The 13,669-nt window shown below is 37.5% G+C and carries 7 protein-coding genes; 5 read left to right on the top strand and 2 right to left on the bottom strand.

The features are described from left to right. Nucleotides 1-467: 467 nt before the first annotated feature. The 3 genes from V7S79_RS11585 (at nt 468) to V7S79_RS11595 (ending at nt 2,171) form a co-directional block, all read left to right on the top strand. On the top strand, nt 468-938 hold the full coding sequence (locus tag V7S79_RS11585; protein WP_459490755.1) for a hypothetical protein: 471 nt from the start codon (nt 468-470) through the stop codon (nt 936-938). A 51-nt stretch (nt 939-989) separates the two neighbouring features. Continuing rightward, nucleotides 990-1,805 carry a hypothetical protein gene (locus V7S79_RS11590; protein ID WP_459490756.1) on the top strand — a complete coding sequence of 272 codons (816 nt, stop codon included), beginning with the start codon at nt 990-992 and terminating at the stop codon, nt 1,803-1,805. A 144-nt stretch (nt 1,806-1,949) separates the two neighbouring features. Beyond that, complete coding sequence (locus V7S79_RS11595) at nt 1,950-2,171, top strand: hypothetical protein (protein WP_459490757.1); 222 nt, start codon at nt 1,950-1,952, stop codon at nt 2,169-2,171. Nucleotides 2,172-2,612: 441 nt separating this feature from the next. Here V7S79_RS11595 and pruA read toward each other — a convergent pair whose 3' ends face one another. Both pruA and V7S79_RS11605 read right to left on the bottom strand, forming a co-directional pair. Next, on the bottom strand, nt 2,613-4,238 hold the full coding sequence (gene pruA / locus V7S79_RS11600; protein WP_459490758.1) for an L-glutamate gamma-semialdehyde dehydrogenase: 1,626 nt from the start codon (nt 4,236-4,238) through the stop codon (nt 2,613-2,615). Between the two features lie 60 nt (nt 4,239-4,298). Further along, nucleotides 4,299-5,015, bottom strand: coding sequence for a helix-hairpin-helix domain-containing protein (locus V7S79_RS11605; protein ID WP_459490759.1), 717 nt, complete (start codon nt 5,013-5,015; stop codon nt 4,299-4,301). A gap of 356 nt (nt 5,016-5,371) precedes the next feature. Between V7S79_RS11605 and rpoB the strand changes: the two genes are divergently transcribed. After that, entirely contained in the window at nt 5,372-9,247 is a 3,876-nt protein-coding gene (gene rpoB, locus V7S79_RS11610) for a DNA-directed RNA polymerase subunit beta (protein WP_459490760.1), read from the top strand. A gap of 62 nt (nt 9,248-9,309) precedes the next feature. After that, nucleotides 9,310-13,644: a DNA-directed RNA polymerase subunit beta' gene (rpoC, locus tag V7S79_RS11615; RefSeq protein ID WP_459490761.1), complete on the top strand. Its 4,335-nt coding sequence runs from the start codon at nt 9,310-9,312 to the stop codon at nt 13,642-13,644. Nucleotides 13,645-13,669 lie beyond the last annotated feature (25 nt).

Consider the following 13,669-nt stretch of genomic DNA (forward strand, 5'->3'; position numbering starts at 1 on the left):
GCTTCGTGCTAACAACCTTTTGTTAGCGATTGGGAGTGCAAAGATGTAGGTTTATTTTTTAAATACCAAACTATAACTTAATCTTTTTTTAACATCAAGCCCTAATTCATTGAAAATCAAGCAGAATTGTTGAATATTTTTTTTCTAATTTTTACAATAATTTAATTTTAACACAAAGACGCCTAGATTTTAACAAAAAATTAAACCTTCCAATTTTAATGGTTTGATGCTTTGGAATTAATAAACCTTTTGATACATTTGAAAAACAAAACCTAATCACTATGAAAAATCATTCTCTTGCTCCCCTCATTTTTTGCGCAACGCTCAGTTTATTTTTATTTCTTCCTTCAACAGGAAATTCAAACTTTCCAAAATATATACATTCAGACTCTAGTTCAATCCTCTTAAAGGAGGTCATCATTCTCAGTGGACCATCTCAAACATTAACTTCTGAGACACCAAAAAAAATGAGTGTAATTAAAGGACCCATTGTTAATTGGTATGGGGTCTTAATGAATAATCCTGCTTTATTTAAGAAAGAAGCGAAGACTATTTCCATCTTTACTACCCAAAAAAAGGAACTTGACAATGTCGTAGAAATCAATTTTTATTCCCTTGGCGCTGATAAACTCCCAGATAAAAAATTAAATCCAACTCCCTTTGAATGCACTCTAAGTAAAAAGGGTTGGAATGAATTTACATTACCTACTCAACTTGTCGTTCCTGAAAATGGCATCATAATTGCCTTCCGATTCAAAAAACGGGCGGTCGATTGGCATCATCAAGATAATTTAATTGGATTAGGCGTTTATACGGACAAGAAGCCGACTTTTATAATGGATGGAACAAAATGGAGAGAATTTCCTATCTACCAAATGCACCAAGAAAAATATGCTAACCGAGTGAGTATGATGCTGAAAATATCAACGAACCTTTAACTCCAAGCACCTAACTATTTGTTTTACAATACTCACCAAAATATCATAACCATGAAAAATTACCTTACACTTAGAACTGGATTAATTATAACGTCTCTTTCTATTGCTTTAACCGGATGCCAATTGGGGTCTGAAGAACTTGTTAATTACAAAGGTTCTGATTACCAACTTCATATTGAGGTATCTGATAATAATTCTTTCATTAGGCATTCGAAAATAGGATTTAGTGACATTGATATAGTTTTAGAAAATATACCATTGAAAGATTGCTTGCCTGTATTACTTAACAAGGATAAATCTTTGATAAAATTTCAAGACTCTGACAAAGGCGATTTACTTATTTCTGCAAAATATGAAGATTTCCAAAAAAAACTGTCTTTGAAAGAATCTCCAATTGCAAAATTTGAGAATTATGAGTTAAATGTAAAAACTATTAAAAACACATTTTTGCCAAAACTCGCAAAAGCGATGAATTTTAAAATAATTGAGAAGGAAGTTGGTCCTGAAAAAAACTTTCAACTCGTTGTTGTAGATTCTGTTAAACAAAGAAATCATTTGACGAATATAAAAATGGGTTCAGGAAAGCCTAAAACAAACAATAATTCGTCCATCACTAACCTACCTGGAACATTAATCACTAAAAACTGTACTCTTTCACAAATTGCTGACGAACTTAATAAATCATTTAAAAAAATTGGATATTTTGTGGGTGATGAAAAAGACAAAAATCGCTACACATTCAAAATAGTTGACATCCGTTCTGATCAACTAAAAAAATATTTGGAAAATGAAATTGGCTTGAGTTATGTCCCATTAGGCACTGGGAAAACTTCTCTAAAAATCACCACCATAGTTTTTAATGACTAATTAAAAAAGACTATCCCACTCATCTCACATGTAAAAACGAAATTTTTTCGAATGAGATTTATTCAAACTTCCATATCAAAAGTTGATAACGATGGATCTTTTGCAAGATTTAACCTATTATTCAAAAAATAAAAATGTTTAACTATGGACATTATAGCACCTGCTTTTGCTTTTTTGGGAATTATATTATTCTTATGCACCCTATTTGCTGCGGTCATCACCATTTTACTAGTCTTAAAGAAAGAGATACCTACTACGGATAAATTATTATTGATTCTCATAGTTTGGCTAATTCCTGTCATCGGAAGTATCATAGCATTGTACATGCTAATAACTCAATACAAAAAAGACGACAATAACTACTAACATGGAAATCCCCTATTTCACTCTTTCTTACAGCTATCACTTATTCCCGTTAATGTTAAGCTTTCAAATTGCCTCCACAAGTTCAGACAACAGTTGGATAGGATTCGCAATCATGATTCTTGTGTATGGTCCTTTAGTTTTCCTTAAAAAACGTATATTAGAAAAATACGAGTTTATTGAAGTTGGTCGTTTGGCATCTAGCATTTATTTTTTGATTGCCTTTTTTACCTATATTTATCTTAAAAGCATTCATTGGGAATATGTATGCATGATATTTTGTATCATAAATACAGTTGGACTCCATTTTTTTCTGAGGAAGAAACAAAAATAAGAACGGTGACTTCGAGAGCCTCAGTCACCGTTTTTACATTAAATAATCACCGATATTTATACACCCCAGTCACTGTTCTTTATATACCTCAGTTAGCATTTTTAACCTAATTAGCCTAAAAAGGGATAGCGGTAATCGCTTGGAGAAGAAAATACTTCTTTCACTGTTCTTGGAGAAACCCAGCGCAATAAATTTAGATAAGATCCTGCTTTATCATTTGTGCCAGAAGCCCTCGCTCCCCCAAAGGGTTGCTGTCCAACAACGGCACCTGTACATTTGTCATTTAAATACAAATTACCAGCGGCATGTTCCAAGGCCTTGGTTGCCTCCGCCATCGCATAAGCGTCTTGTGCAAAAATAGCACCCGTCAAGGCATAAGCAGAAGTTGAGTTCACTAACTCCAAGGTTTCTGTCCATTTCGAGTCTTCGTATACATAGATTGTTAATACTGGCCCGAAGATTTCTTCCTCCATGGTTCGGTAATGCGGGTTTGTCGTCAATAAAACCGTCGGTTCAATAAAATAGCCTTTTGATTTATCGCATCCTCCGCCTGAAACTACTTCTACCTCAGAAGAATTTTTTGCTTCGTTTATATAAGTGCTTATTTTATCGAAGGCTTTTTCATCAATGACGGCATTGACAAAATTTCCAAAATCCTCTGTACCGCCCACTTTAATTGTAGCCAAATCTGCTTTTAAGTATTCCTTTGTTTGTGCCCAAAGTGATTTTGGAATATATGCTCTGGAAGCTGCAGAACATTTTTGCCCTTGGTATTCAAAAGCTCCCCGAATTAATGCAACAGATAAAGCTTTTGCATCCGCTGAAGGATGAGCAATGACAAAGTCTTTTCCTCCAGTTTCACCGACAATCCGAGGATATGATTTATAATTGGAAATATTGTTTCCAATGTTTTGCCAAATGGTTTGAAAAACTTTGGTAGAACCTGTAAAATGTATTCCAGCAAAATCTCTGTGATTAAAGACAATTTCTCCCGCTTCGGGTCCATCTGCAAAAACTAAATTGATTACTCCTGCTGGCAATCCTGCCTCCTCTAAAATTTGCATCAACAAGGCTGCTGAATAGATTTGTTGAGGTGCTGGCTTCCAAACCACGGTATTTCCCATCAAAGCCGGAGCAGCAGGTAAATTTCCTGCAATGGCCGTAAAATTAAAAGGAGTTAAGGCATAAACAAATCCCTCTAAAGGACGATATTCCAATCGATTCCAAACTCCAGGAGAAGAAATAGGTTGATCTGCATAAATCTGCGTTGCATAATGCACATTGAAACGAAGAAAATCGACCCATTCACAAGCGGCATCAATTTCTGCCTGATAGGCATTTTTCGATTGTGCCAACATGGTGCGGGCATTCAATTGCATTCTGTATTTGTTGGCCGACAAGTCCGCAGCTTTTAAAAAGATGGAACAACGTTCTTGCCAAGTTAAGGCTGCCCAAGCACTTTTAGCTTCTAATGCTGCACTAATAGCATTTGAAACGTCCTTTTGTCCACCTTCATAATAGTACCCCAAAATGTGTTGATGATCATGGGGGCAAGTCATCGCTACTTTTCGATTGCCTCGAACGAATTTTCCATTGATCTTCATATCCACCTCAATTTGTTGAGATCTCAAAGATGCTATGGTTTGCAATAGTTGGTTCTTTTCTTTAGAATCAGCCGAATAAGCGTAAATAGGCTCATTCTGGGGAGTTGGCACTTGATAAAATCCAGTTGACATTATATATTAAGAATGAAGTGTAAATTTGTGACAAATGTAATTAATTCTCTGCATTTTAGCCTAATCCAAATAAGGCCTTAGTTTATTCCATACGCTTTTATCAAGTAATTGAATTTTGTCTAATTCCTGAAAAGTAGCAATTTCAGGATGTTGATGCCGGTAAGCTAGAAAAATTTTAGCTTGAGCATAAGGCAAATAGGGATGTCTGAAATCTTTCCATTCGGTTTTTTGAATGGATAATTTCCGATAAATGCCTTGTCCAATTTGGAAGTATTTCAATTGACTATTGACCAAATTAGAATCCAGACCATAGACTTCTTTCAATTGGTTTACGGAATAAAAACCTCCTAGTTTTTCTCGATAAGCCAAAATTCGTTTAGCAAAAGCTGGCCCGATACCTGGCAGGGCAATCCACTCGAGTGAGTCGGCAGCATTGATGTCTAGCATTCGATGCATTGACTTGAAAGATTTTTTTATTTCTTTGGGGAAGGTAAAAAAACTATGTTTTTCTCTGTTTCTATTAATATATGTATAAGGATTCCATTTTGAAGCAAAATAGTTCTTATTATTATGTTGTTTAATCAACAGGGAATCAAGTTTAGTTTGGTAGTAGGTTGGATGAAAATTTAGGTCTAATTCTTTTTGATATAAATAGTTTTGATATTCGTTGAGACCAAAATAAGCAAGGATGAGTATCAGTAGAAAAGTAAATCCTTGAATTTCAGCACGAGTTAATCCAAAAATGAATCGGAGGTAGTAGTGGAGTTTGGAGCGCATGGGGTTAGGTAAAAGGTAAGAGGTAAAAGGTAAGAGGTAAAAGGTAAGAGGTAATAGGTAATAGGATTCTCTTTTCTCTCTTCTCTTTCCTCTCTTCCACTAGTTAATGATAAATTTTCAAAATTCTATTGCACATCCAAAAATTATCAGTAATTTTGCAGGCTATTTTAGGATTGAACTCTTTGAGTAAATCCAAGAAATGATTCTGAAACACCTTTTCTTTATCGTAGGGAAAATGCAAAGGGAACTCATTTCTGAATATCTACGAGGCATTCAGCTTAATTGACTCAACTGAGAAGTTGAGGATTTTTGCCCATTTGGGTCATTTTTCACATTAATTAAAACGTAAAAAAGCCTTGAGTAACATCACAGCCACCGGAAGACACAGCTTTGCGAAAACGCAGAGTGTGATCAATTATCCAGATTTTCTGGATATCCAAGTCCAATCCTTCCAGGATTTTTTCCAGCTTGAGACAGCTGCTGAAAACCGTACGGACGAAGGTTTATTTAAAGTGTTTGCTGAAAACTTTCCGATCGCAGATTCGAGAGAAAATTTCGTGCTTTCATTTGTTGATTATTCAGTAGATCCGCCGAAATATTCGGTAGATGAGTGTATCGACAGAGGATTGACGTATTCAGTACCTTTAAAAGCCAAGTTGCGTTTGATCTGTAACGATACAGACAACGAAGATTTCCAAACTATTGAGCAGGAGGTTTTCTTAGGAAACATTCCTTACATGACAGAAAGAGGTTCTTTCGTTATCAATGGTGCAGAGCGTGTGATTGTATCTCAATTACACCGTTCTCCAGGGGTTTTCTTTGCTCAATCGAAACATACAAACGGAACTAAATTGTATTCAGCGCGTATCATTCCATTCAAGGGATCTTGGATTGAATTTGCTACGGACGTAAACAATGTCATGTATGCTTACATTGACCGTAAAAAGAAATTCCCAGTAACTGTATTGTTACGTGCAATTGGTTACGGAAATGACAAGGACATTTTAGATTTATTCGGTTTAGCTGAGGAATTTGCTATTGATAAGAAATCTGTTCAAACCATCATTGGTCGTCGTTTGGCTGCAAGGGTGTTAAAAACTTGGCAAGAAGACTTCGTAGATGAAGATACAGGTGAGGTAGTTTCTATCGATCGTAACGAAATTTTAATTGAGCGTGATACCGTTATTACTGAAAATGAAATCGAAACGATTTTAGATTCAGGAATGTCGACAGTTATTTTGCACAAGGATGATGTGAACGTTTCTGATTACAACATCATTTACAATACATTACAAAAAGATACTTCTAACTCGGAAAAAGAGGCGGTAGAAGTTATTTATAAGCAATTACGTAACACAGATGCTCCAGATGAGCAAACAGCTCGTGACATCATTCAAAACTTATTCTTCTCAGATAAGCGTTATGATTTAGGAGAAGTTGGTCGTTACAGAATCAACAAAAAATTAGGCCATGACATCGCTATGGATGTGAAGGTTTTAACCAAAGAAGATATTATTTCGATTGTGAAGTATTTGATCGGTTTGATCAATTCACGTGCGGTTGTAGATGATATTGACCACCTTTCTAATCGTCGTGTTCGTACGGTGGGTGAGCAATTATATGCTCAATTTGGTGTAGGTTTAGCTCGTATGGCTCGTACTATCAAAGAGCGTATGAACGTTCGTGATAACGAAGATTTCAAGCCAGTTGATTTGATCAATGCCCGTACTTTATCGTCGGTTATTAATTCATTCTTTGGAACGAATCAATTATCACAATTCATGGATCAAACGAATCCATTGGCTGAGATTACGCACAAGCGTCGTATGTCTGCCCTTGGACCAGGTGGTTTATCTCGTGAAAGAGCAGGTTTTGAGGTACGTGACGTTCACTATACGCACTATGGTCGTCTTTGTACGATTGAAACTCCAGAGGGACCAAACATTGGTTTGATTTCATCTCTTTGTGTTCATGCAAAAGTGAATTCAATGGGCTTTATTGAAACACCTTATCGAGTAATTGAAGAAGGTAAAGTAGATACTACTAGCAATGTTCAATATTTAACAGCTGAAGAAGAAGACGGCAAGAACATTGTTCAGGCGAATGCTCCGATTGATAAAGCAAGTGGTAAATTCTTATCTGACCGTGTAAAAGCACGTTTTGAAGGCGATTTCCCATTGGTAAATCCATCAGAAGCACAATATATGGACGTTGCTCCTAACCAGATTGTATCGGTTGCGGCTTCATTGATTCCTTTCTTGGAGCATGATGATGCGAACCGTGCCTTGATGGGATCGAACATGCAACGTCAAGCGGTGCCATTATTGAGACCAGAAGCTCCAATTGTAGGAACTGGTTTAGAGCATCGTGTGGCAATCGATTCAAGAACTTTGGTCGTAGCTGAAGGAGATGGAGTGGTAGAATATGTAGATGCTTTACAAATTGTTGTTAATTACGATCAAACAGCAGAAGAAAAAGCAATCAGTTTTGATGGATCTACAAAGACTTACAAATTAATCAAGTTCCGTAGAACGAACCAAGATACAACAATCAACTTAAAACCTATCGTTTTCAAAGGCGAAAGAGTTACTAAAGGACAAGCATTGTGTCAAGGATACGCAACGGAAGCTGGAGAATTAGCTTTAGGACGTAACATGAAAGTGGCGTTCATGCCATGGCAAGGTTACAACTTTGAGGATGCGATTGTAATCTCTGAGAAAGTTGTTCGTGATGACATCTTTACATCGATTCACATTGAAGAATTTGAATTAGAAGTTCGTGATACAAAACGTGGTGAAGAAGAATTGACTTCTGAAATCCCGAACGTATCAGAAGAGACGGTTCGTAACTTAGACGAGAACGGTGTTGTTCGTGTAGGTTCTGAAGTGAAAGAAGGCGATATTTTAATTGGTAAGATTACTCCAAAAGGAGAATCAGATCCAACACCAGAAGAGAAATTATTACGTGCCATCTTTGGAGACAAAGCAGGTGATGTTAAAGATGCTTCTAAAAAAGCACCTCCATCATTGAAGGGTGTAGTAATTGATACTAAATTATTCTCTCGTCCTAAAAAGGATAAAGAAGAAAGAGAGAAGTCGAAGGCTGAATTGAAGAAATTAATGAAGCAATACAGCAAGGATTTATTAGAGATTCGTCGTATCATGATTGAGAAAACGGTTACTCTTTTAAATGGTAAAACTTCGAACGGAATTAAGCACAAATTTGGAACGGTTATCGTAGAAAAAGGAGTTAAGTTCTCTGCGAAAAACATTGAAGAGTTATTGTTCCCAGACAAAAACTTGTATCGTGATGAAAGCACTTATGCGGTTCAAGAGGAAGCAAATTTACTTTCTGATTTGATCGTGGAAGAAGCGACTACAGATGCAGATTTAAACCGAACATTCTTACAATTGATCAAAAATTACAATGTTCGTCGTAATGAAATCGCTGGTCGATTCAAGCGTGAGCGTTTTGTTTTAGAGGTTGGAGATGAATTACCAGCAGGTATCGTGAAATTGGCTAAAGTTTATATCGCAAAGAAACGTAAGTTGAAAGTAGGTGATAAGATGGCGGGTCGTCACGGTAATAAAGGGGTTGTAGCACGTATCGTTCGTGAGGAAGATATGCCATTCTTGGAAGATGGAACACCAGTAGATATCGTATTGAATCCACTTGGGGTACCTTCTCGTATGAACTTAGGTCAGATTTATGAAACTGTATTAGGTTGGGCTGGACAAAAATTAGGCAAGCGTTATGCGACACCTATCTTTGACGGTGGAACTGAAGCAGAAGTAGCTGCTGAGTTAACTTTAGCTGGTTTACCGGATTGGGGCCGTACTTATTTATACAATGGATTAACTGGAGATATGTTTGACCAACCTGTAACGGTTGGTATCATTTACATGTTGAAATTAGGTCACTTGGTTGATGATAAGATGCACGCTCGTTCGATTGGACCATACTCATTGATTACGCAACAACCATTGGGAGGTAAAGCTCAATTTGGAGGTCAGCGTTTTGGTGAGATGGAGGTTTGGGCTCTTGAGGCATTCGGTGCAGCTAATATCTTACAAGAGATTTTAACTGTGAAGTCGGATGACGTAATAGGCCGTGCCAAAGCTTATGAGGCAATCGTAAAAGGTGAAAATATGCCGAAACCAAATATTCCAGAATCATTCAACGTATTGATTCATGAATTAAGAGGTTTAGCATTAGAAATCACTTTAGAGTAATAAATAAGGCTGGCAACAGCCTTTAAAAAAGGCAATCATTTTCCAAAAAAATATACAAGAAAATGTCATTTAAAAAGACTAGAAAACTGAATAGCGACTTCCAGAAAGTGACCATCTCATTGGCATCACCTGAGTCGATCTTAGAAGGTTCAAATGGAGAGGTAACACAACCTGAAACCATCAATTATAGAACCTACAAACCCGAAATGGGCGGTTTATTCTGCGAGCGAATTTTCGGTCCAACCAAGGACTGGGAATGTCACTGTGGAAAATACAAAAGAATCCGTTATAAAGGTATCATCTGCGACCGTTGCGGTGTAGAGGTTACTGAAAAGAAAGTACGTCGTGAGCGTATGGGCCATATTGAATTAGTGGTTCCTGTAGCACACATTTGGTACTTCCGTAGCTTACCGAATAAAATCGGTTATATGCTTGGGCTATCAACCAAAAAATTGGATCAAATCATCTATTACGAAAGATACGTAGTAGTTCAAGCTGGTATGTATGCGAGCGAAGGTAAAATCGGTAGTCAATACTTGGATTTCTTAACAGAAGACGAGTATTTAGACATCTTAGATAAATTACCTCGTGAGAATCAACATTTACCAGATGAAGATCCAAACAAATTCATCGCTAAGATGGGTGCGGATGCTTTGAATATGTTGTTAACTCGTATCGATTTAGATATTTTATCGGCTGACTTACGTCATTCGGCAGATACTGAATCTTCACAACAACGTAAAGCAGAAGCATTGAAGCGTTTGAAAGTGGTTGAAGCTTTCCGTGAATCAATTGGCCGTATTGATAACCGTCCTGAGTGGATGATCATCAAAATGGTACCTGTTATTCCACCAGAATTGCGTCCATTAGTACCTTTAGATGGTGGCCGTTTTGCTACATCTGACTTGAACGATTTATATCGTCGTGTTATCATCCGTAATAACCGTTTGAAGCGTTTGATCGAAATCAAAGCTCCAGAGGTAATTTTACGTAATGAGAAACGTATGTTACAAGAGGCTGTTGACTCATTGTTCGACAACTCACGTAAAGTAAATGCTGTACGTTCAGAAGGAAACCGTGCTTTGAAATCTCTTTCTGATATGTTGAAAGGTAAGCAAGGTCGTTTCCGTCAGAACTTATTGGGTAAGCGTGTTGACTACTCTGGTCGTTCGGTTATTGTGGTAGGTCCTGAATTGAAAATGCATGAGTGTGGTTTACCGAAAGATATGGCGGCTGAATTATTCAAACCGTTTGTTATCCGTAAGTTGATTGAGCGTGGAATTGTAAAAACAGTAAAATCTGCGAAGAAAATTGTTGATCGTAAGGATCCAGTTGTTTGGGATATTTTGGAAAATGTAATGAAAGGACACCCGGTTCTTTTAAACCGTGCTCCTACTTTGCACCGTTTGGGTATCCAAGCTTTCCAACCAAAATTAATTGAAGGAAAAGCAATCCAATTACACCCATTAACTTGTACTGCATTCAACGCCGACTTTGACGGTGACCAGATGGCTGTTCACGTTCCACTAGGACATGAAGCTGTTTTGGAAGCCTCTTTATTGATGTTGGCATCTCATAATATCCTTAACCCTGCCAATGGAGCGCCTATCACGGTACCATCACAAGACATGGTTTTGGGACTTTATTATGTAACCAAAGGTAGAAAATCGACTGAAACACATAAAGTAGCAGGAGAAGGAAACCGTTTCTACGGATTTGAGGAGGTTGTTATCGCCTTGAACGAGAAGAAATTATCGAAACATGCTAATATCGTTGTGAAAGCAAAGGTTCGTAAAGATGACGGATCATTGGTAGATGAAATGGTAGAAACTGTTGCAGGACGTGTTTTATTCAACTTATGTGTTCCAACACAAGTAGGATATATCAATGAATTGTTGACTAAGAAGAAATTGCAACAAATCATCTCACAAGTTCACAAAATTTGTGGTATGGCTCGTACAGCACAATTCTTGGATGATATTAAAGAATTAGGTTTCCAACAAGCCTTCCATGGTGGTTTATCCATGGGTATTGGTGATGTTCAGATTCCAGCTGAAAAAGCTTCATTGGTTATCAAGGCGCAAGAAGATGTTCAAGCGGTTTGGGATAACTATTTAATGGGTTTAATCACGGATAACGAGCGTTACAATGCAGTTATTGACATTTGGACTAAAGTTAACTCGAAGATTACGGAGACGTTAATGAAGCAAATGGAAGAGGATAACCAAGGTTTCAATGCGATTTATATGATGATGCACTCTGGAGCCCGTGGTTCTCGTGAGCAAATTCGTCAATTAGGTGGTATGAGAGGTTTGATGGCGAAACCACAAAAGAACTTACAAGGTTCTGTGGGTGAGATCATTGAAAATCCGATTTTATCTAACTTTAAAGAAGGTCTAGACGTATTAGAGTACTTTATTTCTACACACGGTGCGCGTAAAGGTTTGGCCGATACTGCCCTTAAAACGGCGGATGCTGGTTACTTAACACGTCGTTTACATGACGTTGCACAAGACGTAATCGTGAATGAAGAAGATTGTGGTACTTTACGTGGTATTAATGTATTCCCATTGAAAGACAATGAGGAAATCATTGAGCCATTATCAGAGCGTATCTTGGGTCGTGTTTCTATCCATGATGTATATGATCCAATTACCAATGAGCTAATTGTAGCTTCTGGTGATGAAATCAACGAAGAAATTGCAAATCGTATTGATGAAACAGCTATCGAATCAGTTGAAATTCGTTCTGTATTAACTTGTGAAACTAGAGAAGGTGTTTGTGCGAAATGTTACGGACGAAACTTAGCAACAGCAGCGATGGTTAATCAAGGTGAAGCGGTAGGTGTAATTGCCTCTCAATCGATTGGTGAGCCAGGAACTCAGTTGACATTACGTACTTTCCACGTGGGGGGTACTGCTCAAAACGTTTCTTTGGATGCTAGCGTAAAATCTAAGTTTGATGGTATCGTTAAATTTGAAGAGGTACGTTCGGTAAGCTCTACTGATGCGGAAGGAAATGCAGTTGAAATTGTTATGGGACGTTCTGGAGAGGTTCAAATCATCAATCCAGCGAACAACCAAGTTTTCATGACAAACAATATCCCTTATGGATCATTCTTAAGTGTGAAGGATGGTCAAAAAATCAAAAAAGGAGATACAATTTGTGCATGGGATCCATACAATGCGGTTATCTTATCAGAAGCTGAAGGTAAAGTAGCATTTGAAGCCATCGAAGAAAACAATACTTACAAAGAAGAAGCGGATGAGCAAACAGGCTTACGTGAAAAAGTAATTATTGAATCGAAGGATAAAACGAAAAACCCTTCTGTATTGATTACAGCGAAAGGAAAAGAAGATCTAGTGTACAACGTACCAGTAGGTGCGCGTTTGGCAGTAGATGAAGGAGATAAAATCAAAGCGGGTCAGATCATCGCGAAGATTCCACGTGCTGCGGGTAAAACTCGTGACATTACGGGAGGTCTTCCACGTGTAACTGAGTTATTTGAGGCACGTAATCCATCTAACCCAGCGGTTGTTTCTGAAATTGACGGTGTTATTTCTTATGGTATCATCAAACGTGGTAACCGTGAGATCATTGTAACTCCAAAAGAAGGAGCTGAGCGTCGTTACTTGGTACCATTGACAAGATTTATCTTGGTTCAAAACAATGACTTCGTACGTGCAGGTACGCCATTATCAGACGGAGCAATTACTCCATCAGACATCTTGGCTATCAAAGGACCAACAGCTGTTCAAGAGTATTTAGTAAATGAAATCCAAGACGTATATCGTCTTCAAGGTGTAAAAATCAACGATAAGCACATCGAATGTATTGTTCGTCAAATGATGCAAAAAGTTGAAATCCTTGAGCCAGGTGATACTCAATTCTTACAAGGTCAAAATGTAGATCGTTTCGCATTCCGTGAGGAGAATGATCAAATTTTGGATAAGAAAGTAATTACTGAAGCAGGAGATTCAGAGAAATACAAAGCAGGTATGATTATTTCTGCTCGTGCTTTACGTGATGAAAATTCATCATTGAAGCGTAGAGATATGAAGATCATGAAAGTACGTGATGCTGCAGCAGCGGTATCATCTGCTAACTTGCAAGGTATCACGCAAGCCTCTTTAGGTACTCAATCGTTTATCTCAGCAGCATCTTTCCAAGAAACTACGAAAGTACTTTCTGAAGCATCGATCAGAGCGAAACAAGATACCTTAGATGGTTTGAAAGAAAACGTAATTGTTGGACACTTAATTCCAGCAGGAACAGGATTACGTAAATACAAAGATATCATGGTGACTCCAGTAGATGAATTGAAGCAATTAGAAGCGAGAAATGCTTCTATGGACGATTCAGAAGTGGTAACTAGAAAATCAAGTGTTGAAAATTAATCCTTTCGAATTCTAAGATTAAAAG

Source organism: Aquirufa sp. ROCK-SH2, from assembly GCF_054558315.1.

Excerpts from the sequence above, each read along its gene's own strand:
- V7S79_RS11590 (WP_459490756.1), top strand. The coding sequence starts at position 990 with ATGAAAAATTACCTTACACTTAGAACTGGATTAATTATAACGTCTCTT.
- V7S79_RS11595 (WP_459490757.1), top strand. The coding sequence starts at position 1,950 with ATGGACATTATAGCACCTGCTTTTGCTTTTTTGGGAATTATATTATTC.
- pruA (WP_459490758.1), bottom strand. The coding sequence starts at position 4,238 with ATGTCAACTGGATTTTATCAAGTGCCAACTCCCCAGAATGAGCCTATT.
- rpoC (WP_459490761.1), top strand. The coding sequence starts at position 9,310 with ATGTCATTTAAAAAGACTAGAAAACTGAATAGCGACTTCCAGAAAGTG.
- V7S79_RS11585 (WP_459490755.1), top strand. The coding sequence starts at position 468 with ATGAGTGTAATTAAAGGACCCATTGTTAATTGGTATGGGGTCTTAATG.
- V7S79_RS11605 (WP_459490759.1), bottom strand. The coding sequence starts at position 5,015 with ATGCGCTCCAAACTCCACTACTACCTCCGATTCATTTTTGGATTAACT.